We start from the raw sequence: 24,098 nt of genomic DNA on the forward strand, positions 1-24,098 counted from the left end.
GCGCGTCAGCTTTTGATCGTGTTCAGCAGATGCTGCTTGAGCTTGCCCAGCTTCTGATGCGTGCGCGACTTCTCATCGAGATCGAGGCCGCCGAACATTTCGACGACCCATTGCTCGTGCGCGATCGCCATCCTGTCGAACAGCGCGCGGCCTTCGGGCGTGAGGCGCACGCTGGTCGAACGGCGGTCGTTCGGATCGGTGTCGCGCGTGACGAGCCCTTCGTTTTCCAGTTGATCGGTAATGCCGGTGACGTTGCCGCCCGTCACCATCAGACGGCGCGACAGCTCCGTCATCTTCAGGCCTTCGGGATGGCGCTCGAGCTGCGCCATCAGATCGAAACGCGGCAGCGTCGTATCGAATTCGTTGCGCAGACGCTTGCGCAACTCGGCTTGCACGAGGTTGGTCGTCGTCAGCATGCGCAGCCACAGGCGCAAGCCCATGTGGCTGTCCGCGCCCGTGCTCATTTCCATGTCCACGACATTCTCCGCAGGTTTGGCGATGCCTTTGCGCGCCGGTTTCGCTTCAGCGGCTTCGGAGGGTTTCTTCTTTGCTGTGTTGCTCATGTGACTTCTCCGCCTGAAACGGAAATCGATTGACCTGTGATGGATTCGGAACCGGGCATGCATAACCACAGCACCGCGTTCGCGACTTCGTCGGGCGCGACGAAACGGCGCTGCGGGTTGTTGCGCACGAGAATGTCGCGTGCTTCCTGCTCGCTGCGCGAAGTCTTCGCGGTGATCTGATCGAGCGACGCTTGCAGTAATTCGGTTTCGGTGTAGCCAGGGCACACCGCGTTCACGGTGATGCCTTTCGTTGCAACTTCGAGCGCGAGCGAACGCGTGAGTCCGATCACGCCATGTTTCGCCGCGCAATACGCGGCGACGTACGCATAGCCGATCTGTCCGGCCGTGCTCGCAACGTTGATAATGCGACCATGATTGCGTTCGAGCATCGGCGGCAACACGGCGCGCGTGCACAGAAACACGCCCGTCAGATTGACGTCGAGCATGCGCTTCCACAGTGCGATGTCGGTATTCACGAACGGTGCGGCTTGCGCCTGTCCCGCGTTGTTGACGAGTACATCGACAGCGCCTGCGATCGACGCCGCTTCTGAAAAGGCCTTGTTTACAGCGCTTTCGTCGCACACGTCGACGCTGATACATGCTGCAATCCCGCCATGCGCGCTCAATGTTTCGCGCTGTGCGGCGAGACGTTGCGCGTCGCGTCCCATCAGCGTGACGCGCGCGCCCGCCTTGACGAGCGCTTGCGCCGTCGCTGCGCCGATGCCGCTGCCGCCGCCTGTCACGACGGCATGTTTTCCCGCGAGGCTGCTGTTCATCAAACGGTTCCTTCCGCGCGTTGCGCGCGTTCTTGCGGCGACAGACGCGCGTTGTCGGCGGCCATCGCGCGCTCGCGTTCGTAATTGCGTTCGAGTTGCGACTTGGCGGCCGTGTACTGCTTCGGCCAGTTCACATCGAAGTAGCCGATTTTCGCGGCCTCGTTCAACGTCCACGATGGATTCGCCAGATGCGGACGCGCAACCGCGCACAGGTCCGCGCGACCGGCCGCGATGATGCTGTTCACGTGATCCGCTTCGGAAATGGCACCGACCGCAATGGTCGCGATGCCTGCCTCATTGCGGATGCGATCCGCGAACGGCGTCTGGAACATGCGGCCGAACACGGGCTTTTCTTCCTTGCTGACCTGACCCGACGACACGTCGATCATGTCGGCACCCGCCGCCTTGAACGCGCGCGCGATCTCGACGGCATCGTCCGGCGTCGTGCCGCCGTCGACCCAGTCGTGCGCGGAGATGCGCACCGACATCGGCTTGTCTTGCGGCCACACTTTGCGCATTGCGGCGAACACTTCGAGCGGATAGCGCAGACGGTTGGCGAGCGAACCGCCGTATTCGTCGGTACGGTGATTGGTCAAAGGCGAGAGGAAGCTGGACAGAAAATAGCCGTGCGCGCAGTGCAATTCGAGCCAGTCGAAGCCCGCATCCGCGGCCATTTCCGTAGCACGTACGAATTGTGCTTCGATTTCGCGCAGTTCTTCATGTATCGCTTCGCGCGACCACTGGCTCACGCCGCGCAGATATTGCTGCGGCGATGCCGACACTAACGGCCAGTTGTTATCGGGTAAAGGTTGATCGATACCATCCCAACTCACGCGCGTCGATGCCTTGGCGCCCGCATGACCAAGCTGCATGCCGATCTTCGCGTCGGACTGTGTGTGCACGAACTGCACGATGCGGCGCCACGCAGCGAGATGCTCGGGTGCATACATGCCGGGACATCCGGGCGTGATGCGCGCTTCGGGCGACACGCAGGTCATTTCCGTCATCACGAGCGCAGCGCCGCCCATCGCGCGTGCACCGAGATGCATCAGATGGTAGTCGCCCGCGATACCGTCGACCGCGGAATACTGCGCCATCGGCGACACGACCACGCGGTTCTTCAACGTCACGCCGCGCAATTTGAACGGCGTGAACATAGGCGGCACGGAATGCTTTTCCGGTCCGCGTTCGACGCCTGCTCCTGCCGCGAGCCAGTCTTCGAACGAAGACAGATAACCCGCATCGCGCTCACGCAGGTTCTCGTGCGAAATGCGTTGCGAGCGCGTGAGCAGCGAATACGCGAACTGCTCGGGCTCGAACGACGCGTACCGATCGACATGCTCGAACCATTCCGTGGAATTGCGCGCCGCGTTCTGGATGCGCAGCACGTCGACGCTGCGCACTTCGGTGTAGTGCGCGAGCGCGGCGGAAAGATCATGTGGATGCGCGTCGATGCTGTTGGCAAGCTCGATTGCGTCTTCGAGCGCGAGCTTCGTGCCGGAGCCGATCGAAAAGTGCGCGGTGTGCGCGGCGTCGCCCATCAGCACGACGGGCCCGCGCTTGCCATTCGCTTGAGTTTTCCAGTGCACCCATTCGCGATTGACGACGCGCGGAAAGCGGATCCATTGCGACGAGCCGCGCAGATGGCTGGCGTTCGACATCAACGGATGGCCGTCGAGGTACTTCGCGAACAGCCGCTCGCAGAACGCAATGCTGTCCTCCTTGCTCATTTCGTCGAGTCCGGCGGCGCGCCACACGCGTTCCGGCGTTTCGACAATGAATGTCGATGTCTGATCGTCGAAGCGGTATGCGTGCGCCTGAAACCAGCCCCATTCGGTCTTTTCGAATGCGAATGTGAAGGCGTCGAAGAGCTTGTTCGTGCCGAGCCACACGAAGCGGCAATCGCGCATGTCGACGTCGGGCTGATAGGTGGCGGCGTACTTCTGGCGGATTGCGCTGTTCAGGCCGTCGCTGGCGATGATGAGATCTGCGTCGTAGTCGTCGTCGTTCGTGACCTGGGTTTCGAACACGAGCTTCACGCCGAGTTCTTCGCAGCGCGCCTGCAGGATGTTCAGCAGCCGCTTGCGGCCGATGCCGCAAAAGCCGTGGCCCGACGAACGCACTTTCGCGCCGCGAAAGTTGATCTCGATGTCGTCCCAGTGATTGAACGCGCCGAGGATCATGTCGGCGCTTTTTTCGTCGGCGGCGCGCAGGTTGCCGAGTGTCTGATCGGAGAATACGACGCCCCAGCCAAAGGTGTCGTACGGCCGGTTGCGCTCGACGACGATCACTTCATGCGCCGGATGGCGACGCTTCATCAACAACCCGAAATACAGCCCGGCCGGGCCGCCGCCGATGCAAACGATGCGCATGCTGGTTCCCCATCGCGTGTGTTCGGATTTACTTTAGGTTTTGATAGTTTAGATGTCAAGTAAATCCCGATTAAACACACAGGTCGATCCTCATTCGCTTGAAATGCCCGACGCGTCGATTACGCTATCTGTAACGAACGACGAATTGCAGAGGCATGCGGTTACCACGGCGCACACACCACGCCCAAAGCGTATGTAGCGGACGTTGAACGTCGCCTGCCTTCCTGAAAGACACGATCTCCCCGGCCGCGCGCGCATGAGTTTTAGACATGGTGCGCATGCGCAGATTTCGCTTGTTGGGTGATATTGGCAAACCTACAGTCGGTTGTCGCGCAAGGCTTTCGCACGGTGTCGCCATGTCACGTGCTGCTGGCCGAGGGCATCGATTGTTCATCAGGAGACCGTCATGCAAGATATCAAACGGGGCAGAAGGCAGGCGATCAAGACGATCGGCGCAGCGCTAGCGGCTTCGACGTTGCCAATGCCGTTCATCAACGTCCGCGCCCAGCAGCAACAGAATTTCTCCGGCAAGACACTGCGGCTCCTGACCTGGTCCGACGATACGGGCACGGCCGCGCTGCGCAACATCGCCGCGACGTTCACCGCAAAGACGGGCGCGAAAGTGATCGCGGACCGTGCCGACGGAACGTCGGGCATGGTCGCGAAGGTCAAGGCTTCGGGCGACCGCCCGACCTACGATGTCATCACGCTGGCTGGCGTCGGCGCAGCGGGCCTCGGCGATGCGGGCCTGCTCGTCAAGCCCGATCTCGACAAGCTGCCGAACCTGAAAGACGTCGCGCCGCAATACCGCACGGGCGCAAATGGCTTCGGCGTCGGTTATCTGCTGTGGTCGGATGGTTTGATCTACAACACGTCGACGGTGAAAACGGCGCCCGAATCGTACGAAGCACTGTGGGACCCGAAATACGCGGGGCGCCTGTTCCTGCCGCCGCCCGAGTGGGCCGAAGCCGTGGATCTCGCGATCATCGCGGCAAAGCTCGCGGGCGGATCGCAGCAGAACATCGAGCCGGGTTTCAAGAAGCTTGCACAGCTGAAAGATCATGTGATGACGCTCGGCGAAAACCCGAATCAGGTCGCCGATCTGTTCCGCACCGGTTCGCTCGATATCGGCGGCATCTATTCGCCGGCGTTTTTCCCCGATCAGATCCGCAAGCCCGAGTACAAGATGGGCGTGACTTATGGGATGAAGGAAGGCTTCGCTACGCAGCTGATGTTCACCGTCATTCCGAAGGCGCATCCTGGCGATAGCGACCTGATCCACGCATTCATCAACCATTCGCTGGATGCAGGCGTGCAGGGCCGCATGGCCGCCGACGTGATGAACGGTCCCGTCAACTCGAAGGCAGTGATTCCCGCCGAGAGCCGCGCCTTCGTGCCGAGCCCGAAGCAGATCGCCGAAAAGGCCGTGCTGCATGACGACAAGGCGCTCGCGGCCGTGCAGCCCGCGTGGATCAAACGCTACACGGAAATCTTTTCGGCATGAACGGCATGCCCGCGCTCTTTTCGCGGCGCGGGCGCGCTGACGTTGCGCCAGCCGGGGCGACGGGCGTGTCCGACGGGTCTGTCGCAGGCGGCGCCGGTGGTGCGTCTGCGCGCGCGAGGCCATGGCTGCTGCTCGCGCCGATTCTCGTGTTTCTCGTCGTGCTCGCCGCCGCCGCGCTCGTCGTGGTGCGGATGAGCTTCGGCGTGTCGGGGAACGAATGGCGCGGGTTCTCGCTGCAGAACTATGTCGAACTGGCCGACGGCTATTTCCTGAAATCGCTGTGGCTTACGTTGCGGCTCGCGTTTCAAAGCATGGTGTTTGCGGTGCTGCTCGCGATTCCCGTTGCGCTTGCCATGGCGCGCACCGAATCGCGCTTCATGCGGCGTCTGCTGCTTGCGGGCGTGCTGCTGCCGTTGCTCGTCAATCTGCTGTTGCAGGGTTACGGGTGGCTCGTGATCCTCGGACCGGCTGGACTGCTGAATCATGCATTGCTCGGCAGCGGTCTCGCGTCGCGTCCCGTGATGTGGCTCTATCGCGAGCATGGCGTGTTGCTCGGGCTGATCCAGACGGCGTTTCCGCTCGCCGTGCTGCCGATGTCCAGCGCCATGCGCGCGATTTCCGTTTCGTATGAAGAGGCCGCGGCGACGCTCGGCGCGACCCGCTGGCAAACCATGCGCGACATCGTGTTGCCGCTCGCGATGCCCGGCATCGTGTCCGGCGCGCTGCTCGTGTTCGCATACAACGCGAGTGCCTTCGCGGTGCCGCTGTTGCTCGGCGGGCGGCGCGTGCCGATGCTCGCCGTGCTGGTGCACGACCAGGTCTCGCCGTTATTGAACTGGCCGGCGGCGTCGGCATCGGGTGTCGTGCTGATGGTTGCCACGCTCACGCTGATGGCGCTTTCGCAATGGCTGCTGCGGCGCATGCGACGGCTGGAGGATTCTGCGCGATGAGTACACCAGGTGCATTGCTGAGAGCGTCCCCAACGATGCCCGGCAGGCTCGGCAAGGTAGCGGGACTATCGGCGGCAGTCGTGCTGTTTCTCGCCGCGCTGCCCATTCTCACGATGATCGCGATGTCGTTCAGTGCGGCCGATACGCTCGAGTTTCCGCCGCACGCGTACAGCCTGCGGTGGTATCGCGCGGCGTGGCACACGTTCGTTTCGCCCGATGCAAGCGATGCGCTGTCGATGGGCGCAGCGCTCGGCACGAGCGTGCTGGTCGCCGTCGCCACCATGATCATCGCCACGCTTGTCTCCGTGCCTGCCGCCTATGCGTTGAGCCGCTACCGTTTTCGCGGCAAGCGGCTGGTCGAGCAACTGGTTGCGCTGCCGCTCGTCTATCCGCTGGTCATGCTCGGGCTGTCGCTGCTGCTGGTGTTCAACGTGTTGCCCGTCGAACTCGGCGTATTCCGGCTGATCATCGCGCACGTGATTCTCGCGTTACCGTTCACCGTGAAGAATTGCGCGGCGTCGGTGGCGTCGATCGGGCCGGAGTTCGAAGAGGCCGCCTACACGATGGGCGCGAGCCCGCGCCGCGCGCTCGTCGATGTCGTGTTGCCGCTGATGCGGCCGGGCATCCTCGCCGGCATGCTGTTCGCGTTCATCATCTCGTTCAACGAATTCACGGTGACGTTCTTTCTGTACAGCATCGACACGATGACGCTGCCTGTGTGGCTCTACAGCCGCACCGTGTCGTCACTCGATCCAACCGTGTTCTCGTTCGCTGTATTCGTCGTCGCGATCGACTTTGCGCTGATCTGGCTGCTGGAAAAGCTGGTCGGCGATAAAGGGGTTGCGCTGTGATCCCGCGCACATCGCATTGCCGCGAAACAGACTGGAAACCGTCATGACACATCTCACGTTGCAGTCCGTCACGAAACGCTTCGGCGCAGCGCATGCCGTCGACAACGTCGACCTCACGATCCCCGAAGGCAAGCTGGTGTGCTTTCTCGGCCCGTCGGGCTGCGGCAAGACCACGTTGTTGCGGATGATCGCCGGGCTCGACATGCCGACTTCCGGCGCCGTGATGTTCGGCGGACGCGATATCACGCAGGTGAGCGCGAATCAGCGCGACTTCGGCATGGTGTTTCAGTCGCTGGCGCTGTTTCCGCATATGACGGTTGCCGAAAATATCGCGTACCCGCTAAAGCTGCGCAAAGCGGGTAAGAGCGAGCAGGGCAAACGCGTGGCCGAACTGCTCGAACTGATCCAGTTGCCGCATATGTCGGCGCGGCCTGTTACCCAGCTTTCCGGCGGGCAGCGGCAGCGCGTGGCGATTGCGCGCGCGATCGCGACGTCACCGAAGCTGCTGTTGCTCGACGAGCCGCTGTCGGCGCTCGACGCCAAGCTGCGCGAGGCGATGCAGATCGAGATCCGGCTGCTGCAGCAACGTCTCGGCATCACGACGATCATGGTCACGCACGACCAGCGCGAAGCGATGACCATGGCCGACCTGATCGTCGTGATGGAGAAAGGGCGCATCGCGCAGGTCGGCAAGCCGCTCGATATCTATCGCGATCCCGTCAGCGAGTTCGTGGCCGACTTCATCGGCCTGGGCAACATCTTGCCGGTGACGAACGATGCGAGCGGGGCAGTGCGTCTGCCGGGCGGGCAGCAGATCGTCGTCGCGAATCCGGCGCGCATGTCGGATGTATCCGGCGATATCAGGCTTCTGATCCGGCCGGAGGACGTGCATCTTCAACTGGGTGCCGATCAGGCCGGTCACGATACGAACTGCGTTCGCGGGACAGTGCGGTTCATCCGCGACGTCGGCGCCTCGCTCGAGGCGACCATCGATTGCGCAGGCTTCACGCTGACGGCGGCGACCACGCCGCGCGAAGCGCCGGGTCTCGCGCCCGGCATGCCCGTGCTCGCTGCGCTGCCCGCGCATGCGTGCAAGCTGATCTCGGCGCATGCTGCGCGGGCTTCGACCTGAGGCGCGCTGGCGAAACGTCTCTAACGCCCCCATCCCGCCGATCTGAACCGCGTCCCGCGCCTGCGTCGCCTGTGAGCAACGCGGCCGCTGGCGGCGCGACGGCGCTTCCACGCAAAATGCGCGGTCCGATGCTTGCTCCGTAGTGTCGGATCAGGTCGCGTGTTCCTTCGAATTTCTCCTCCGGAATGCCCTCAAACGCACTGCCAGACGCTCACTGGCACGCTTCTTCCATCGCGAACGGCCCGATCGTAGTAACGTATCGAAAATTTTGTCTTTCGCCTGGCCAGTTGATTCCTGAGGCGCATATGTCCACAGACGCAGACACCACCATGATTGATGAGCAGGTCGCAGCCATTGCGGACCGGATGACCGAAGAAGGCCGTTTGATATCCCCCGTTACCGTCTGGCAGGAGGTGCGCAGCGGCTCGATCGTAGACGTTGCTGCCGCCCTGCAACGCTGGCGCGACGCGCGTCAGCCACAGACGCTGCCGGAGCCGGCTCAGAAATCCCTGCCGGGCGAACTGGCCGAGACCCTGATGGAAGCCGCGCGCCGGATCTGGGCAGCCTCGCAGGACGACGCCGGGCGCCAGCTCAGCGAAGGGCTGGTGGCGGCGAGCAGCCAGCTCGATGCGGCCCGCCGGGAGCGCGACGAGGCGCTTGCCGCGTACCAGCAGACGGGCGTGGAAGCCGAAACGGGGCGCGAACGGGTGGAAGGGCTGCGGCGCGACCTGAATGCGTTGCAGGAATCGGCCGCCCAGGCTCTGGCAGAACTGGGCGCTGCGACGGCCCGCGCCGAAGTCGCCGAAGCGAACGCCGAGCATCTGACCCAACGCGCATCGACGAGCGAAGCCGAGCTCGCCGCGGCGCAAACCTCGCTAGCGGATCAGCACCGCGCCAACGAATGGCTCGCGTCGACGGTTTCCGCCAAGAACGAGGAAATCGCGCGGGTTGGCCGCGAGCGCGACGACGCGCGTCGGCAGATCGCGACACTGGACGAGGCTTGCCAGGCGAAGTCGGCGGAAGCGGAGCGCCTGTCTCAGGAAGCGGGCGCGGCGGTGGCGCGCGCCGACGCCGCCTCGGCGCTGGCGAACGAAAGTACTACGCGTCTCGAATCGGTGGAAGGCGAACTGCGCGAGACGCGCAACGCGCTCGCCTCGGAGCGCGATGCGGCGCTCGAGTATGCCGCCGAAGTCTCGTCGCAGCGCGGCCAACTGGAGCGCGTCAACCATGATCTGGATGAAGCCCGCGCGCAGATCGCCGCGCTGACCGAGGCGCAAACGGTCGTGGCCGCCGAGCTTGAGCAGGCGAAGCTGGCGTCGTCGGCGGCCAGCGAGCGTGCCGATGCAGCCGAGCAGCGCGCAACGCAACTGGATCAAAGCCTGACGGTGGAGCGTGAGGCGACCGCCGCGCAACGCGACGAACTGCAGCGCGTCACACGTGAACTGGATGAAACGCGTACACGCGCCGATGCGCTGACGGAGGCGCAGGCAGCGGCGAGCGCGGAACTGACGCGGGTGTCGCAGGAGGCATCGGCTGCAAAGCAAAGGGCGGAGACCGCCGAGCAGCGCGCAGCGCAACTGGACCAGAACCTGACTGTCGAGCGCGAGGCGACCGCGGCGCAAAGCGACGAATTGCACCGCATCCGGGCCGATCTGGCCGAGGCACAGTCGAAGATCGCTGCGCAGACCGACGCACAGGCGATCGCAGCGGCCGAACTGGCGCGGATCACGGAAGAGGCATCGGCTGCGAAACAAAGGGCGGATGCCGCGGAGCAGCGTGCAGCGCAACTGGACCAGAGTCTCGCGACGGAACGCGAAGCGACGGCGGCGCAAAGCGACGAACGGCAACGCGTCGTGCGTGAACTGGACGAAGCCCGCGCAAGAATCGACGCTTTGACCCAGGACGCATCGACGGCGAAGGAAAACGCCGAAGCAACCGGGCGACGCGCAGCCGAACTCGAGCAAAGCCTCGCAGCGGAGCGGGAAACATCGGCGACGCGAACCGGCGAACTGCAGCGCGTCGCGCAAGAACTCGAACAGGCGCGGACGCAGATCCACGCACTGACCGAGTCGCAAGCAGCGGCAAGCGCCGAACTGGCGAGCGCCAGGCAGGAAACCGCCGCCACGAAGGAACGGGCGGAAGCAGCCGAGCAGCGCTCGGCGCAGCTCGAGCAAAGCCTTGCTGCCGAGCGCGACACGGCCGCGGCGCGCAGCAATGAGGCAGCCGTTCAATCGGAAGCGTTGCAGCGCGTTACGCGCGAACTGGAAGAAGCCCGCCAGCACGGCAATGCGCTAAAGGATGCACAGGCTGCGAGCGCCGCGGAACTGGAACGGGTGACGCAGGAAGTATCCGCGGCGAATAGCCGTGCCGAGACGGCCAATCAGCAAGTCGCCGCGCTGGAGCAGCAGCTCGCGACGGAACGCGAGACAGCGACGGCACAACATGCCGAAGCATCGGCGCAGTCGAACGAACTGCAACGCGTCTCAGGCGAACTCGACGAAGCGCGCAAGCAGATCGAGACGCAAAAGGAAGCGCACGCGACGGCCAGCGCGGAGCTCGCGCAGGTGACGCAAGACGCATCCGCCGCGAAGCAACGCGCCGAAACCGCCGAACAGCACGTCGCGCAACTCGAACAGACGCTTGCCGCGGAACGCGAGGAAGCCCGCAAACAGACCAGCGCCCTGACGGACGCTCAGGCGCAGGCAAGCGCCGAAATGGCGCGGCTCACGCGCGACGCGTCCACCGCAAGCGAACGGGCGGATGCAGCCGAAGCCAAGGCCGCCGAACTGGAGCAAAGCCTCGCCGCAGAACGCGAAGCGGCGGCCGCGCGCAACAGCGAGGCGTCATTGCAGGCCAACGAGTTGCAACGCGTCACGCGCGAACTCGACGAAGCCCGCAAGCAGATCGACACGCTGACCGAGGCGAAGACGTCAGCGAGTGCTGAACTGACGCGCCTCGAACAGGAAGCCGCGGCCGCGAACACGCGAGCGGACGCAGCGGAGCAGAAGGCGGCGCAAGTGGAGCAGAGCCTTTCATCCGAGCGAGAGGCAGCCGCGGCGCGCAGCGATACGGCGTCGACGCAGCTCAACGAGTTGCAGCGCGTCACACGCGAACTCGAAGAAGCTCGCGCGCAGATCGGCACGATGAGCGAATCGCAAACGGCCGCCAGTGCGGAACTCGCGCGCGTCACGCAAGACGCGTTTGCCGCCAAGGAACGCGCCGATGCAGCCGAGCAGCGCGCAGCGGAATTGACGCAAGCGCTTGCCGAACGCCCGCGCGAAACTCACGACAAAACGCACGACAAAACGTCCGCAGGCGGCGAGCAATCGGCACCCGCCGATATCCCGGAAGAACTTGCATCCCTGCAACGCCAGCTTGCGGCTCAGGCCAAGGCGCACACGAAGGCCTACAACGAGCTGCGCGCGAACGCGGAGCAGTGGGTGACGTACGCGAAGGACATCAAGCTGCGGCTCGATCAGGCGAACGAAAAAATCCTCTTCATCGATGCCCGCAGCACGGGCGAAGTCGCGCTGTTGCGCCGGCTTTCGTTCGAACTGGAACGTCTGAAGCCCGATCACGAACTGGTGTTCAGGGAAGCGCAGAAGAAGCTGATCGGCGCGACCATGACCCAGCAACTCGCGCAAAAGGGTTACCAGTACGATCCGGGCACGGCGGTGATGTCGAAGATGGAGGGCTGAAGCGCGCAACACGCATCGCGCGCATTCAGCCCGTGACCAGGCGCTCCAGGACATCGGCGCCGCCCATCTGGCCGCCCTTGAACATGACCTCGGTGCCGTCGAGCCACGGCTCGTCGGCGTGCAGGCGGCAGACGGTGACGCCCGTCGTCAGCGGCGCGCGATAGGACAGTCCCCATGCGTCGAGCGCCTGCACCGCGTGGCTCGATGTGTCGCCGCCCGCAATGCCGATACGCCGTGGCCTCGCGGCACGCACCACGTCGCGCAGCAACGCTGCGCACGCATGCGCGGTCCGCTCACGGCTGGCATCGCCCTGTTTTTCATGTGTCGATGCCTGCGGGCGGCGCGTGAATGCCAGCACATTGCGCCCTTCGCGCAGCATATCGACGATGGGCGCAGCCCTGAATTGAAGCGTGTCGCCATCGGATGCGAGCGGATCGAGTTCGACCTTCCAGTAAGAGCGCGTGGCTTCGATCTGCGCAGCTGTGACGGGCGACAGGCTGCCCGCGAGCACGAACACCGGCCCCTGCGCGCGGCCGAGCGGCGGCGATGTGTGACTCTCATGTAATGTCGGCACAGGATTCGCCGCACACCATGCCTGCGCAACGCTGCTTGCGCCGACGGCGAGCAATGGCGCGCGACGCGAGCGCGATTCGATCAGGCGTCCGAGCGTGTGCAGATCGTCGTCGCGCAGCACGTCGAACAGAATCGCGGACGCGCCGAGTGCGAGCTTCGCGTCGACCTTTGCTTCGAGTTCATCGATCGGTGACGCGTAGGCACGCCAATCGATCAGATCGACGTCCCGCAGGCCCTGCCGTTCGAGATGCAGCCGCAAATCGGCTTCGTGCATCGGCGTGACGGGATGACGGCTCATCGTCGGATGACGGTCGATGCGGTGAACAGCGCGCGTGTCGTCGCCGGAAGCCGCGAACAGTTGGCCGAACACGCAGTAGCGCTGCAAGCCCGGCTGGCCGCCGACAATCGGCACGAACGGATTGCCCGCATGGCCGCGCAGCGTGGCGATGGCCGTAGCGATGTTGCCGGTCTCCGGCGCGCTGTCGAACGTCGAGCACACCTTGTAGTGCATCACCCGCACGCCGAGCGCGGCAAAACATGCGCCGACACGCGCGAGTTCTTCGCGCATCGCGGCGGGCGGCATCGCGCGCGCGGCGCCCGCGATGCCGATCGCGTCGAGCGGACCGGCGCCGTCGAGTCGCGCCTGGGTGGGCGGCGCGAGGAACAGCCGTGTTCTGTGGCCGGCGCGTGCGAGATGCGCGAGCGTGTCGGTTGCGCCCGTGAAGTCGTCGCCGTAGAAGCCATACGACGCGCTCATGTCCGCGCACCGAAGAACGCGAGCGCGGCGCGCAGCTCGGGCGCGCGTGCGGCAGCGTCATGCAACGGCGTGCCTGTTTGCACGGCATCCCACGCCTGGCGCACGCTGCGCACGCCCGCTGCCGGTCCGTCCGGATGCGCGAGCACGCCGCCGCCCGACATGAACAGCAGATCGGTCGTGCCGATTGCATCGAAGGTAGCCGGGACCGTGCCCGCCCATTGGCCCGATGAGAAAGCAGGCAGAACGCAATCGTCGAGTCCTTCGGCGAGCGGCGTCGCGCAATCGCGGGCGGATTCGCTCACTTCGGCATCGCTTTGCGCGAACTTGCCCGCCAGCCCGTGCACGTGCATGTGATCGACGCCAGCCAGCCGCCATAGCGTCTGATAAGCCTGAAAGCCAATACCCAGCGCTGCGTCGCGCGACATCATTCCGAAGCCGTTGCGATGCGCGTGCAGCACGAGCGGCGTCGAGCGGCGCAGCGCCTGGATCGCGGAGAAGCCGCACCAGTTGATGCTCGCCATCACGCAGTCGCCTTGCTCGCGCTCGACGAGTTCCGCGTGACGGCGCATCGCGTCGATGTCGTCGGTGATATTGAACGCGACCATCACGCGCTTGCCCGTGCGCTCGCGAAACGCGCGCACTTCGCGCATCACGGCGGGCACGCGTTCGCTGAGCGGCGCATGCAGCGGATTCGCGCAGATCTCGTCGTCCTTGATGAAATCGATGCCTGCCTCGCACAGCGTTCTGACGAGCCGCGCGGTTTCCTGCGCGGACAAACCCACGTTCGGCTTGATGATCGTGCCGACCATCGGCCCCGTTTGCACGCCTGTCAGACGTCGCGTGCCAGCCACGCCATGCGCGGGCAGATCGAACTGTTCGCGATACGCGCGCGGCAAGCGCATCGACAGCAGACGCATGCCCGTGACTTCGCCGAGATCGTACAGATTGCCCGCGACGGTCGCGGCGAGCGTCGGCAGATTCGCACCGATGTTCGCCACCGGAAACGACAGCGTGACGCGTGCCCGTCTGAAGGGTCCGTCGATGCGTTGACGCATCAGCCATGCACTCGGCAGCGAAGCATGCGGCGTGCTCTCCAGTTCTTCGATACGCAGCACACTCGCGCGACTGCGCGCGCGCAATTCGTCGCTTTCGTTGGCGACGCGCACGAAGGTGCCGCTCGATTGCTCGCCGGCCATCGTGTCCGCGACGCGCGCGAGGTCGAGTGGCGTTTCGATCAGGTAATCGGCTTCGACGCTATCGTTATGTAGCAATTGCGTGGTCATAGCGTGGCCAGGTCGGGAAACGGCCGCACGGCATCGCGGCCGTCCCAGTTCAGCGACGCGGCGCGGATCATGTCGAACAGCTTGCCTTTGGGCCCCGCCACTTCCGACAGTTCGATCACCGTGCCCGGATGCTGCTCGGTATCGAAGTACACGAAGCGCCCGTTCTTGCCGACGTTGCCGCTCATCGCAACCGTGAAGCCCTGTTTCAGCAGACGTTCGAGATCGGCATCGAATGAAGTCGTCCAGTACGCGTTGTGCTGCAAGCCCGTGTGGCCCGACGCGAGAAAGTCGCGATACATCGACGGCGCGTCGTTGCGCGTCTGGATCAGTTCGACTTGCAGATCGCCGGAATTCGCCAGCGCCACCGAGTTGTGCACGTCGTAACGTTCGCCGCGATAGCGATAGTCCTCGATCGGCACGCGTTCGTTATAGAACCACGGGCCGACGCCGAGCACGCGGCTCCAGTGGTCCATTGCCGCCTCGATATCGCGCACGACATAACCGGCCTGGCGGATTTCGCCGAAAAAACGACTCATGAAGACACTCCCAATTCCAGAGAAGGGATCGTGAAGAACTGCGTAACGGTTGAAGAACAGCGGACGGGCGTCTACAGGAAGCCGGTCGATATCCACGGAATGAATGCGACGAGAATCAGCCCGATCAGCAGCGCGCTCATGTAGCCGACGATCGGTCGCATGCCGGCATCGGGATTGATGCGGCTCACTGCGCACGCCGAGTAGTAGCCGACGCCGAACGGCGGCGAGAAGAGGCCCACGCCCATCGACAGAATCACGACGATCGCGTAGTGCACTTCATTGACGCCGGCGGCGCGCGCGATTGGAAACAGCAGCGGGCCGAACAGCACGATCGCGGGAATGCCTTCCAGCACGCTGCCAAGCACGATGAACACGACGATGGACAGTGCGAGGAAAGCCCACGATCCGCCCGGCAACGCTGTCATCAAGGCAGCGAGATCCTGCGAGAAGCCCGATTGCGTGAGCGCCCAGGCCATCGCCGTCGCGCAGCCGATGATGAAGATGATCGCGCCCGACAACGTCGCCGCGTCGATCAGCATGCGCGGCAGGCGCGACCACGCAAAACGCCGGTAGACGAACAGGCCGATCAGCACCGAGTACGCAATGCCGATCGTCGACACTTCCGTCGCCGTTGCAACGCCTTCGACCACGGCGCCGCGAATCACGAACGGCAACGCGAGCGCAGGCAACGCGACGACGAACATGCGGCCAATTTCACGCCTGTTGAAGCGCTGCGCGTGGCTCAGGTCTTCCTTGCGATAACGCATCCACACCACGAAGCACAGCATCAGCGCGAGCACGAGCGCGGGCAGCATGCCTGCTGTGAAGAGCGCGGAAATCGACAGGCCGGTGACGGAGCCGATCGTGATCAGCACGATGCTGGGCGGCACGGTTTCCGTCTGCGCGCCTGCTGTCGAGAGCAGCGCGACGAGATCGCCTTCGTCGGCGCCGCGCCGTTTCATTTCGGGGAACAGCACGGGGGCGATCGCGGCCATGTCGGCGACCTTCGAACCGGAAATGCCCGACACCAGATACATCGTGCCGATCAGCACGTATGACAGCCCGCCGCGCACATGACCGACGAGACTCGCGAGAAACTGGATCATCGCGCGCGCCATGCCCGTCATCTCGATCATCAGACCGAGGAACACGAACAGCGGCACGGCGAGCAGCACGAGATGCGACATGCCTTCGTCCATGCGTCCGACGATGACTTCGAGCGGTGTATCCGTGGTGAGGCTCAGATAGCCGAACGTCGCGAGCGCAAACGAAAAGCAGATCGGCACGCCAGAGAAAATGCCGATGCCGACCACGCCGACGAAGAAGATCAGCAGGTTCGCCTTGCCGAGATCGGGAAGCGCGGGCGCGGCCCACCCGATGACGCCTGCGACGATCGTGACGAACACCAGCGCAACGAGCACATCGCGCAGACGGCTCACTTGCGCAAGGCGGATCAAGCCGACCAGCAGCATCAAACCCGCGCCCACGGGCAGCGCGAACGCGCGCCATGCATCGCTGATCTGCAGGGCAGGCGTGAGAATCACCGTCTCGGCGGCGGCGAAGTCGTACGCGGGCCACAGCACGAGCGCGAGCAGCGCAACCGACAGCACGATGGCAAGCGTATCGACCAGCGCGCGACGCTGCGGCGAAAGACGGCTCACGAACGCCGTCATCCGCATATGCTCGCCGCGCCGCAGCGCGAGCACGGCGCCGAGCATCGACAGCCACAGGAACAGAATGCCCGCCAGTTCGTCCGACCACACCAGCGGCTGATGCAGCGCATAGCGGCACACGACGCCCGCCAGCAGCACGACGATTTCGACAGTCAGCAACAGCGCGCACGCACCTTCGACTAACGCGATCAACGCCCGGTCGAAGCGCCGCAGCCAGCGCCTTGGCCCGCTCGTGGCGAGCGCTGCGTCGAATTGCGACGCGGCCGCGCCATCCGCGAGCGCTGCGTGCGGCAGTGCCTGATCCGTCATGTCGGTCTCCCCAGTGAGCGATGCGCGCGACGAGCGCGGCGCAGCGCGCCGATTCACGCGAGCTTGCCTGTGTAGCTTTCCAGCAGCGACCACGCCTCATTGCCGAAGCGGCTTTTCCATTCGGCGTAAAAATTCGCTTGCCGCAAGGCGGTGCGGAACGTGTCGGGTGACGGACGGTTGATCGACAGGCCCTTGGCTTGCAGATCGGCGACGGCGGCGTCGTTGAGCTTGTGGACGTCGTCGCGCTGGCGCAGCGCGGCCTGGTTGAATGCATCCGCCGTGATGCCTTGCAGGTCTTTCGGCAGCTTCTGCCACGCACGCTGGTTCAGCACGAACCAGAAGCCGTCCCAGATGTGATTGGTCAGCGAGCAGTACTTCTGCACTTCATACAGCTTCGCGACCTGCACGATGGGCAGCGGGTTTTCCTGTGCATCGACGATATGCGTCTGCAGCGACGAATAAACCTCGCTGAATTGCAGACTGGTCGGCGCGGCGCCGAGACCCTTGAACATGTCGATGCTCAGCGGACTCACCGGCACGCGAATCTTCAGGCCACGCATGTCGTTGGCGTTCGCAATGGCGCGCGTGCTCGACGTGGTTTCGCGAAAGCCGTTGTCCCACATCTTGTCGAACGATTCGAGGCCGGCTTTCGACATGGCGGCGCGCACGTACGCGCCGAGCTTGCCGTCCATCGCGCTCCATACCTGCGAGTAATCGTTGAACGCAAAGCCGATCGCATTGATCGCCGCGACGGGCGCGAGCGTCGACACGACGAGCGCCGACGGCGTGAACATTTCGATGCCGCCGCTGCGCACCTGCGCGAGCATGTCGGTATCGCCGCCGAGCTGGTTGTTCGGGAAGATGCGGATTTCCATGCGCCCTTTCGACTGCTCTTTCACCTGATCCGCGGCTTCCTTCGCGCGGATGTTGAGCGGATGCGTGAGCGGCAGGTTGTTGCCGTACTTGAACGTGTATTGCGGCGCAGCGGCACGGACGATGGCGGGAAAACCCAGCGCGCCAGCGACGGGAGCCGCGGCCGCGGCGCGCAGCAGCGAGCGCCTGACGAGATTGGTCATTCGAATGTCTCCTTCCTTTGTCCCAAGCAGGATGGTTGTTCGTTATGTATTCGTGTGTCGCCGTGGCATCATGCGCCATCAAAAACCATCAGAATTCGCACGCGCGCCAGTGACGGTTTTTCGCTACGCTGTGCAGTATGTGCATGATGTTGCTGCAAGACTAGGGACCGACAGTTGCCCTGTCAAACCGGAAAGCTGATTGTTTTTGATGGATTTTGCCCTCAGGAACCCGCATGGCTGACGCGCCCATTCCTCTCTTTCCGCCTCGCGCGCGGATCGCGGACATCGCTGCTGCGGCGGGCGTGTCGACGGCGACCGTCGATCGCGTTCTGAACGGCCGTGAAGGCGTGCGGCCGATGACGGCGCGCCGCGTGATGCAGGCAGCCGCGCAGGCAGGCTATGTGATCGAAGCGCCAACGCCCGAAGCAAAGCCTGCAAAGCCGCTGAAGATCGAATTTCTGGTGCCTGCCGGCACGAACCGCTATCTGCGGATGCTGGGTGACTACATCGAGTTCGCGCACAACCAGTGGGCTGCGCAAGGTGTGCGTTGCCGCGTGCATTACGTGGAGAGCTTCAATCCGAGCGAGCTTGCCGCGCGTCTGCTGCATTATGGTCAGCGCGCGGACGGCGTGGTGTTCATGGCGCTAGAACATCCCGTCGTGCGCGACGCGGTGAATGCGCTCGCCGATCAGAATGTGCCCGCCATTACGCTGATTTCCGACCTGTCGAATTCGCGGCGGCTCGCGTATGTCGGTATCGACAACCGTTCAGCGGGGCGCACGGCGGCGCTGCTGCTGGGCCGCTTCATGGGGCCGCGTCCGGCGGGCAAGATCGCGATGCTGGCGGGCAGCCTCAACTATCGCGGGCATGAGGAACGCGAGATCGGCTTTCTGCATCTGATCGAATCGACGTTCCCGCAAGTGAAGGTGATCGGCCTGCGCGAAGGGCAGGACGACAGCGAGCGCAACTACGTGCAGACGCGCAATCTGATTGCGCAGCATCCCGATCTGGCGGGCATCTACAACAGCGGCGGCGGCTCGGACGGCGTGGCTCGCGCGATCGTCGAAGCGAAGACCGAGCAGAAGATTCTGTTTGTCGGCCATGGGCTGACGCCGGATACGCGCGCGTTGCTGATCGACGGAACGATGGATGCGCTGATCACGCAGACGCCGCAGGCGATGGTCGGCAACTGCCTGAAGATTTTCCGCAACGTGCATGAAGGGCGCGACGCGCTGGACGGCGTGAAGCCCGTCCAGTTCAGCATCGTGTTGCGCGAGAACCTGCCGTGAAACGCGTTACTTCGCGAACAGCTGGCCGATATCCTTGAAGGCCTTGAATTCGAGCGCATTGCCGCACGGATCGAACAGGAACATGGTGGCCTGCTCGCCGACCTGCCCCTGAAAGCGGATATACGGTTCGATCACGAACTTCGTGCCGAACGATTTCAAACGCTCCGCCAGCGCTTCCCATTGATCCCATCCCAGCACGACGCCGAAATGCGGCACGGGCACGTCGTGCCCGTCGACGGGATTGCTGTGCACGCTCTCCTGCGACGCTGTTTTCGGATGCTCGTGAATCACGAGTTGATGGCCGAAGAAATTGAAGTCGACCCACTGCGCGCTGGAGCGGCCTTCTTCGAGACCGAACACGCGGCCGTAGAAGTCACGCGCGGCGGGCAGGTCATAAACAGGGATGGCCAGATGAAAAGGGGAAAGACTCATTGGATTTTTCTCCATGTGGGGCGCTCGCATGTCGCACGAATGGCAGATGGTATGCGACGGAATTGAAAAATAAAATCAATATATAATTTTGCCAAACACAAATGGAATTGATCAATGATTCGCGAGCTGAAGACGTTGATTGCCGTCGCGCAGGAAGGCACCTTCGCTGCGGCCGGCAACCGGATCGGGCTGACACAAGCGGCAGTCAGCGCGCAGATGCAGCGGCTCGAAGCGGAAATGGGCTTTGCACTGTTCGACCGTGAAGGACGCACCGCGCGTCTGAACGCGACCGGCCAGCAGCTTCTCGTTCAGGCGCAGGAAGTCGTCAGGCTTTACAGCAACCTCAGTTCGACAGTTGCGGAAACGACGGCCAGTGTGCGCGTGAATATCGGCGCGATCGCGTCGGTGCAGCGCACGTGGTTGCCCGACGCGCTGGCGCGCTTTCATGAGCAATGTCCGGGATGTCGCACGCGCGTGCTGCCCGGTCTGTCGATGGAACTGATTAATCTGGTCGACGCTGGCGAGATCGATATCGCCGCGATCATTCGTCCGCCGTTTTCGTTTCAGAGCGATCTGCGCTGGACGTCGCTTGCACAGGAGCCGTTCAGGCTGATCGTGCCGCGCGGCGTGAAAGGCAAGGACTGGGCAGAACTGCTCGCGGATCAGCCGTTCATTCGCTACGACCGCGCGTCGTTTGGCGGACGGCAAGTGGACCGGTTTTTGCGCCGTATGCACTTCACCGTGCGTGAAGTGTGCGAACTCGACGAACTCGAAGCGATCGTCAGGCTGGTCGAGAACGGCGTTGGCGTGGCGATCGTGCCGCAAACGGCGACCTACCGGCGCTGGCCTGCGAAAGTGCGTGCCGTCGATCTCGGGCATCACACGTTTCATCGCGACATCGGCCTCGTGCATCGCGCGCCGCAGCATTTGAGCGAGCCTGTCAAAACGCTGCTGCAGTTGCTCGAAGCGCAGGCGCGCAAGAAGCCTGCTGCTGAAGATCGCTGAAACGCGCGGCAATCAGGACGCAGGCGGCAGGTTTTCCTGCAGATAGATCGACATCGGCGTTTGCAGCGGCAGAGCTGAAGGCGCGCCGCGATTGTAATGGCCGAGTATCACTTCCACTGCGCGCACCGCTTCGACAAAAGGACTCTGGTCGAGTACCGCATCCATCACGCCTTCTATCAGCAACGCTCTGCTGATCGGCGTCAGTTCGTGACCAATCAGCACGGTCGAATGCTCGCGCTTCAACGCCTTTAGCGCGCGGGCGATGCCTTCATCGCCGACCGACAGGTTGTAAATACCTCGTAAATCAGGGTACTTTTTGAACGCGTCGCGCGTCAGACGCTCAGTGGATTTTTCGTCTTCGCGGCTTTCGACAGTCGCCACTACGTCGCACGCGGGAAACTTGCGGCGCATCACCGAGCGGAATGCGGCTTCGCGTTCCTCATGGCCAAGATACGTGCGCAAGCCTGCGATCACGATGACCTGGCCGCCATCGCGGCCGAGAAAACGGCCCATCAGTTCGCCCGCCGTTCGCCCCGCGCAGCGGTTGTCGATGCCGACATACGCGAGCCTTCCCGTGTCAGGCAGATCGCTCGCGAGCGTCACGACAGGAATCTTGCTTGCCACGCGCGAGATCGCGTCGACCACCACGCTGTGCTCATAGGCGACGACGATCATCGCATCCGCCTTCTGCGAAGCACGATTGATGACCGCCGCCAGCGACTGCGGTTCGAGATCGTCGAAGAAGGTCAGATGACACACCACGCGATGCGTTTCGAACGATTTCTGCGCAAGTTCGAAACCCTGCCGCAGCGCAACGTAATACGGCGACGAAGGCTGTTGCGTCAGGATCGCGATGCGCAGCCAGCGCACCGACACTTCATCGAGCGCGCGATCCATCTTCAGCTTGCGCGCCCATTCGAGCACGCGCGACTCCTTCTCGCGCGCCACGCCGCCACGTCCGTTCAGCACGCGTTCGACGGTCGCATAGCTGACACCTGAGGCCTTCGCGACATCTTCCATCGTCGGCTTTCGTCGGACGTTCATGCGGTTCTCCAGTTTGAGGAAATGTCCTCAACAAACCGTTTGAGAGCGGAGATTCGATCAACTAGATTTTATGCACCGGAAGCGAACGGGCGACATCGATAAAGACCCTGCAGCGCATTCCGTCATTCCAATCCCATGTCAGGAGACAACCATCATGGACAAGCCCACATTCCGTGCAGCAAGGCGCGCGGCGAAAGGAATTGCAGCCGCGATTGCGGCGCTGACGCTCGTCGCCGGCTTCACGGCGAACAGCGCGGCCGCCGACGAGCGCTTCGTGATGGTCAGCCACGGCTCGGATTCGAATGTCTGGTGGAACACTGTGAAGAACGGCATGCGCGACGCAAGCGAAGATTTCAACGTGCCCGTCGACTACCGCAATCCGCCCACAGGCGACACCGGCGACATGGTGCGCATTCTCGAGCAGGCGGCGGCGCGCAACTACTCGGGCGTGATCACGACAGTGCCGAACTTCGAGATGATCCAGAAGGGTTTGACGGGCGTGAAGGCGAAGCATATTCCGCTCGTGACGATCAATGGCGGGCCTGATGCGGGTATGAAGCTCGGCGCGCTGCTGCATATCGGGCAGCCTGAATACGAAGCCGGCAAGGCCGCGGGCGAGCGGGCGAAGGCAGCGGGCATCCACGACTTTCTGTGCGTGAATCACGGCGCCGATATTCAGGCCTTGTGGGACCGCTGCAAGGGTTTCGCCGATGCACTGGGCGTCGACTACAAGAAGTCGACGATGGATAGCGGCGAAGACCCCACGGTGATCGAAAGCAAGGTGGCGGCTTATTTGCGGTCGCATCCGGGCACGCAGGCGATTCTCGCGCTCGGTCCCGATCAGGCGACAGGCGTGCTGCGCGGCGTGAAAGACGCGGGCATGAGCGGCAAGCTCTATGTCGCGACGTTCGATCTTTCGCCCGACATCCTCAAGTCGATCCAGACTGGGCAGATCGCCTTCGCCATCGATCAGCAGCCGTATCTGCAGGGTTATCTGTCCGTCGCAGCCATGGCGATTGCGATCCGCGACAAGACCAATGATCCGGCCCGTATCGTCGCGGCCTTGAAGGGCGACGCGAAAGTCGCCGCGCGTCTCGCCAGATACGATCTGAAGCCGGTCTATACGGGATCGACGGTCAGTTCCGGGCCGAGCTTCGTCACGAAGGACAACATCGCGCCCGTGCAGAAGTACGCGGGCTCGTACCGCTAACCGTTCGAGGACAACGCAATGAACATCGACATGAACGCGTGGCACCGCGTCGACATCGACCGCAAGGCGCTCAGGGATTTCTCGACGCGCTCCGATGCACGCGGTCTCGCGCAAGCGGGCGGTTTCTTCGCTCTGGTCATCGCGACAGGCGTGCTTGCGTGGATGTCGCTCGGCACGATGTGGGCGATCCCTGCGTTCCTGCTGTACGGTACCGTGTTCGCGTTCAGCGAGGCCGCCGCGCATGAACTGGGACACGGCACGGTGTTCAAGACGCGCTGGCTGAACGAAGCTGTCTACTGGGTGATCTGCTTCATGTCATGGCGCGAGCAGGTGTATAGCCGCTGGCTGCATGCGAAGCATCACACGTATACGCATCTGACGGCAGCGCCTTATAAAGATCCCGAGTTGGCGTTCAAGAGCCGCCCGCATAGCTACCTGAAGCTGGCGACGGATTTCGTTCGCGTGTCGCACGGCGTGCAGTTTCTCAGCGCGATCTTTCTGCATAGCTTCGGCATTGTCGCGAAGGGCGCGAAAGAAGTCGTGCCCGAGGCGGAGTACAGGAAGATGTGCGACAACTCGCGCGTTCTGCTGGCCTGTTATGTCGCCGTGTTCGTATGGGCCGTGCTTGCGCATAGCTGGCTGCCGATCGTGTTTCTGTTCGTGTCGCGTGCTTATGGAACCTGGCTGCACGAGCTTTGCGCGTTGACGCAACACACTGGCTTGAAGGAGAACGTGCTCGATCATCGCGTGTCGAGTCGTACGGTAAGGCTGAATCCTGTTGTCCGCTTCTTGTACTGGAACATGAATTACCACATCGAGCATCACATGTTTCCGAGCGTGCCGTTTCATGCGCTGCCGAATTTTCATGAGGCGCTTGCTTCGCAGATGCCCAGGCCGTATCCGGGTTTGTGGTCTGCGTGGCACGAAATACTGACGATCTTCGCGAAGCAGCGGCGCGATCCGGAGTATGTCGTGGTGCGAGAGTTGCCGGTTGGAAAGCGGGGTAACGCGGTTGCTTGAGAGCGTGTGCTGAAATCAGGATATCGCGCCGCATGCTTCGTGCGG

The 24,098-nt window shown here is 63.4% G+C and carries 19 protein-coding genes; 9 read left to right on the forward strand and 10 right to left on the reverse strand.

Annotated elements, in window-relative coordinates; all coding sequences use genetic code 11:
• Window positions 1–5 precede the first annotated feature (5 nt).
• Genes G3O01_RS36325 through G3O01_RS36335 form a run of 3 tightly spaced genes read right to left on the reverse strand, consistent with a single transcriptional unit; the run spans window position 6 to window position 3,711 of the window.
• Window positions 6–563, reverse strand: a complete 558-nt coding sequence (locus G3O01_RS36325; RefSeq protein WP_205811835.1) for a MarR family transcriptional regulator — start codon at window positions 561–563, stop codon at window positions 6–8.
• Window positions 560–1,339 (reverse strand): SDR family NAD(P)-dependent oxidoreductase, encoded by a 780-nt coding sequence (locus tag G3O01_RS36330; RefSeq protein ID WP_205811836.1) that lies wholly within the window; start codon window positions 1,337–1,339, stop codon window positions 560–562. The genes G3O01_RS36325 and G3O01_RS36330 overlap by 4 nt, the downstream gene beginning before the upstream one ends.
• Window positions 1,339–3,711, reverse strand: a complete 2,373-nt coding sequence (locus G3O01_RS36335) for a bifunctional salicylyl-CoA 5-hydroxylase/oxidoreductase (RefSeq protein WP_205811837.1) — start codon at window positions 3,709–3,711, stop codon at window positions 1,339–1,341. Before G3O01_RS36335 ends, G3O01_RS36330 begins: the two co-directional genes overlap by 1 nt.
• 406 nt (window positions 3,712–4,117) lie before the next feature.
• On the opposite strand from G3O01_RS36335, the gene G3O01_RS36340 reads away from it, so the two are divergent.
• The 5 genes from G3O01_RS36340 to G3O01_RS36360 all read left to right on the forward strand — a co-directional run bounded on the left by G3O01_RS36340 (window position 4,118) and on the right by G3O01_RS36360 (window position 11,846).
• Window positions 4,118–5,215, forward strand: coding sequence for an extracellular solute-binding protein (locus G3O01_RS36340; protein ID WP_205811838.1), 1,098 nt, complete (start codon window positions 4,118–4,120; stop codon window positions 5,213–5,215).
• Window positions 5,212–6,165 carry an ABC transporter permease gene (locus tag G3O01_RS36345; protein WP_205811839.1) on the forward strand — a complete coding sequence of 318 codons (954 nt, stop codon included), beginning with the start codon at window positions 5,212–5,214 and terminating at the stop codon, window positions 6,163–6,165. The genes G3O01_RS36340 and G3O01_RS36345 overlap by 4 nt, the downstream gene beginning before the upstream one ends.
• The gene (locus G3O01_RS36350) at window positions 6,162–7,016 is read left to right on the forward strand and encodes an ABC transporter permease (protein WP_205811840.1); all 855 of its coding nucleotides are present in this window, start codon (window positions 6,162–6,164) and stop codon (window positions 7,014–7,016) included. Before G3O01_RS36345 ends, G3O01_RS36350 begins: the two co-directional genes overlap by 4 nt.
• Window positions 7,017–7,059: 43 nt before the next feature.
• Complete coding sequence (locus tag G3O01_RS36355; RefSeq protein ID WP_205811841.1) at window positions 7,060–8,148, forward strand: ABC transporter ATP-binding protein; 1,089 nt, start codon at window positions 7,060–7,062, stop codon at window positions 8,146–8,148.
• A gap of 305 nt (window positions 8,149–8,453) precedes the next feature.
• On the forward strand, window positions 8,454–11,846 hold the full coding sequence (locus tag G3O01_RS36360) for a DNA-binding protein (protein ID WP_205811842.1): 3,393 nt from the start codon (window positions 8,454–8,456) through the stop codon (window positions 11,844–11,846).
• A 25-nt stretch (window positions 11,847–11,871) separates the two neighbouring features.
• Here the strand turns inward: G3O01_RS36360 and G3O01_RS36365 are convergent, their stop codons facing one another.
• The 5 genes from G3O01_RS36365 to G3O01_RS36385 form a co-directional block, all read right to left on the reverse strand.
• Entirely contained in the window at window positions 11,872–13,176 is a 1,305-nt protein-coding gene (locus G3O01_RS36365) for a four-carbon acid sugar kinase family protein (RefSeq protein WP_205811843.1), read from the reverse strand.
• Complete coding sequence (locus G3O01_RS36370) at window positions 13,173–14,459, reverse strand: ribulose-bisphosphate carboxylase large subunit family protein (RefSeq protein ID WP_205811844.1); 1,287 nt, start codon at window positions 14,457–14,459, stop codon at window positions 13,173–13,175. The genes G3O01_RS36365 and G3O01_RS36370 overlap by 4 nt, the downstream gene beginning before the upstream one ends.
• Complete coding sequence (locus tag G3O01_RS36375; protein WP_205811845.1) at window positions 14,456–14,995, reverse strand: VOC family protein; 540 nt, start codon at window positions 14,993–14,995, stop codon at window positions 14,456–14,458. The genes G3O01_RS36370 and G3O01_RS36375 overlap by 4 nt, the downstream gene beginning before the upstream one ends.
• A 71-nt stretch (window positions 14,996–15,066) precedes the next feature.
• Complete coding sequence (locus G3O01_RS36380) at window positions 15,067–16,977, reverse strand: TRAP transporter large permease subunit (protein ID WP_205811846.1); 1,911 nt, start codon at window positions 16,975–16,977, stop codon at window positions 15,067–15,069.
• Between the two features lie 53 nt (window positions 16,978–17,030).
• Complete coding sequence (locus tag G3O01_RS36385; protein ID WP_205811847.1) at window positions 17,031–18,053, reverse strand: TRAP transporter substrate-binding protein; 1,023 nt, start codon at window positions 18,051–18,053, stop codon at window positions 17,031–17,033.
• Window positions 18,054–18,286: 233 nt separating this feature from the next.
• On the opposite strand from G3O01_RS36385, the gene G3O01_RS36390 reads away from it, so the two are divergent.
• Window positions 18,287–19,342 carry a LacI family DNA-binding transcriptional regulator gene (locus G3O01_RS36390; RefSeq protein WP_205811848.1) on the forward strand — a complete coding sequence of 352 codons (1,056 nt, stop codon included), beginning with the start codon at window positions 18,287–18,289 and terminating at the stop codon, window positions 19,340–19,342.
• A 6-nt stretch (window positions 19,343–19,348) separates the two neighbouring features.
• Here G3O01_RS36390 and G3O01_RS36395 read toward each other — a convergent pair whose 3' ends face one another.
• A complete protein-coding gene (locus G3O01_RS36395; RefSeq protein WP_036002078.1) occupies window positions 19,349–19,774 on the reverse strand; it encodes a VOC family protein in 426 nt (141 codons plus the stop codon).
• Between the two features lie 114 nt (window positions 19,775–19,888).
• Between G3O01_RS36395 and G3O01_RS36400 the strand changes: the two genes are divergently transcribed.
• The gene (locus G3O01_RS36400; protein ID WP_205811849.1) at window positions 19,889–20,779 is read left to right on the forward strand and encodes a LysR substrate-binding domain-containing protein; all 891 of its coding nucleotides are present in this window, start codon (window positions 19,889–19,891) and stop codon (window positions 20,777–20,779) included.
• 12 nt (window positions 20,780–20,791) lie between these two features.
• On the opposite strand, the gene G3O01_RS36405 is transcribed toward G3O01_RS36400, so the two are convergent.
• On the reverse strand, window positions 20,792–21,823 hold the full coding sequence (locus G3O01_RS36405; RefSeq protein ID WP_205811850.1) for a LacI family DNA-binding transcriptional regulator: 1,032 nt from the start codon (window positions 21,821–21,823) through the stop codon (window positions 20,792–20,794).
• Window positions 21,824–21,977: 154 nt separating this feature from the next.
• Between G3O01_RS36405 and G3O01_RS36410 the strand changes: the two genes are divergently transcribed.
• Together G3O01_RS36410 and G3O01_RS36415 are read left to right on the forward strand one after the other, a co-directional pair.
• Complete coding sequence (locus G3O01_RS36410; RefSeq protein WP_205811851.1) at window positions 21,978–23,033, forward strand: sugar ABC transporter substrate-binding protein; 1,056 nt, start codon at window positions 21,978–21,980, stop codon at window positions 23,031–23,033.
• Between the two features lie 18 nt (window positions 23,034–23,051).
• Window positions 23,052–24,053 carry a fatty acid desaturase gene (locus G3O01_RS36415; RefSeq protein WP_205811852.1) on the forward strand — a complete coding sequence of 334 codons (1,002 nt, stop codon included), beginning with the start codon at window positions 23,052–23,054 and terminating at the stop codon, window positions 24,051–24,053.
• Window positions 24,054–24,098 lie beyond the last annotated feature (45 nt).

The organism is Burkholderia sp. Ac-20365 (assembly GCF_017104715.1).
Classification (GTDB): Bacteria; Pseudomonadota; Gammaproteobacteria; order Burkholderiales; family Burkholderiaceae; genus Paraburkholderia.